Origin of the sequence: Kluyvera cryocrescens NBRC 102467 (assembly GCF_001571285.1) — a bacterium.
Taxonomy (GTDB): Bacteria; Pseudomonadota; Gammaproteobacteria; order Enterobacterales; family Enterobacteriaceae; genus Kluyvera; species Kluyvera cryocrescens.
In genome coordinates, this window is sequence record NZ_BCTM01000074.1 from 1 (window position 1) to 2,523 (window position 2,523).

The 2,523-nt window shown below is 52.8% G+C and carries 1 rRNA gene; it reads left to right on the forward strand.

Annotated features, from left to right (window positions below):
• A 23S ribosomal RNA gene (locus tag KCR01S_RS23480) occupies positions 1 to 2,523 on the forward strand; the annotation flags it as partial.

Genomic DNA, 2,523 nt, shown 5'->3' on the forward strand with positions numbered 1-2,523 from the left:
GGGGGAACTGAAACATCTAAGTACCCCGAGGAAAAGAAATCAACCGAGATTCCCCTAGTAGCGGCGAGCGAACGGGGAGCAGCCCAGAGTCTGAATCAGCGTATGTGTTAATGGAACGGTCTGGAAAGTCCGGCGATACAGGGTGATAGCCCCGTACATGAAAATGCATATGTTGTGAACTCGAAGAGTAGGGCGGGACACGTGGTATCCTGTCTGAATATGGGGGGACCATCCTCCAAGGCTAAATACTCCTGACTGACCGATAGTGAACCAGTACCGTGAGGGAAAGGCGAAAAGAACCCCGGCGAGGGGAGTGAAATAGAACCTGAAACCGTGTACGTACAAGCAGTGGGAGCACCCTTGTGGTGTGACTGCGTACCTTTTGTATAATGGGTCAGCGACTTATATTCTGTAGCAAGGTTAACCGCATAGGGGAGCCGAAGGGAAACCGAGTCTTAACTGGGCGTTAAGTTGCAGGGTATAGACCCGAAACCCGGTGATCTAGCCATGGGCAGGTTGAAGGTTGGGTAACACTAACTGGAGGACCGAACCGACTAATGTTGAAAAATTAGCGGATGACTTGTGGCTGGGGGTGAAAGGCCAATCAAACCGGGAGATAGCTGGTTCTCCCCGAAAGCTATTTAGGTAGCGCCTCGTGAATTCATCTTCGGGGGTAGAGCACTGTTTCGGCTAGGGGGTCATCCCGACTTACCAACCCGATGCAAACTACGAATACCGAAGAATGTTATCACGGGAGACACACGGCGGGTGCTAACGTCCGTCGTGAAGAGGGAAACAACCCAGACCGCCAGCTAAGGTCCCAAAGTCACAGTTAAGTGGGAAACGATGTGGGAAGGCTCAGACAGCCAGGATGTTGGCTTAGAAGCAGCCATCATTTAAAGAAAGCGTAATAGCTCACTGGTCGAGTCGGCCTGCGCGGAAGATGTAACGGGGCTAAACTGTGCACCGAAGCTGCGGCAGCGACACTATGTGTTGTTGGGTAGGGGAGCGTTCTGTAAGCCGTTGAAGGTGGCCTGTGAGGGTTGCTGGAGGTATCAGAAGTGCGAATGCTGACATAAGTAACGATAATGCGGGTGAAAAACCCGCACGCCGGAAGACCAAGGGTTCCTGTCCAACGTTAATCGGGGCAGGGTGAGTCGACCCCTAAGGCGAGGCCGAAAGGCGTAGTCGATGGGAAACAGGTTAATATTCCTGTACTTGGTGTTACTGCGAAGGGGGGACGGAGAAGGCTATGTTAGCCGGGCGACGGTTGTCCCGGTTTAAGCATGTAGGCGGGAAGTTTAGGTAAATCCGGACTTCTTTTAACGCTGAGGTGTGATGACGAGGCACTACGGTGCTGAAGTAACAAATGCCCTGCTTCCAGGAAAAGCCTCTAAGCATCAGGTAACATCAAATCGTACCCCAAACCGACACAGGTGGTCAGGTAGAGAATACCAAGGCGCTTGAGAGAACTCGGGTGAAGGAACTAGGCAAAATGGTGCCGTAACTTCGGGAGAAGGCACGCTGATATGTAGGTGAAGTGATTTACTCATGGAGCTGAAATCAGTCGAAGATACCAGCTGGCTGCAACTGTTTATTAAAAACACAGCACTGTGCAAACACGAAAGTGGACGTATACGGTGTGACGCCTGCCCGGTGCCGGAAGGTTAATTGATGGGGTTAGCGGCAACGCGAAGCTCTTGATCGAAGCCCCGGTAAACGGCGGCCGTAACTATAACGGTCCTAAGGTAGCGAAATTCCTTGTCGGGTAAGTTCCGACCTGCACGAATGGCGTAATGATGGCCAGGCTGTCTCCACCCGAGACTCAGTGAAATTGAACTCGCTGTGAAGATGCAGTGTACCCGCGGCAAGACGGAAAGACCCCGTGAACCTTTACTATAGCTTGACACTGAACACTGGTCCTTGATGTGTAGGATAGGTGGGAGGCTTTGAAGTGTGGACGCCAGTCTGCATGGAGCCAACCTTGAAATACCACCCTTTAATGGCTGGTGTTCTAACGTAGACCCGTGATCCGGGTTGCGGACAGTGTCTGGTGGGTAGTTTGACTGGGGCGGTCTCCTCCTAAAGAGTAACGGAGGAGCACGAAGGTTAGCTAATCCTGGTCGGACATCAGGAGGTTAGTGCAATGGCATAAGCTAGCTTGACTGCGAGAGTGACGGCTCGAGCAGGTGCGAAAGCAGGTCATAGTGATCCGGTGGTTCTGAATGGAAGGGCCATCGCTCAACGGATAAAAGGTACTCCGGGGATAACAGGCTGATACCGCCCAAGAGTTCATATCGACGGCGGTGTTTGGCACCTCGATGTCGGCTCATCACATCCTGGGGCTGAAGTAGGTCCCAAGGGTATGGCTGTTCGCCATTTAAAGTGGTACGCGAGCTGGGTTTAGAACGTCGTGAGACAGTTCGGTCCCTATCTGCCGTGGGCGCTGGAGAATTGAGGGGGGCTGCTCCTAGTACGAGAGGACCGGAGTGGACGCATCACTGGTGTTCGGGTTGTCATGCC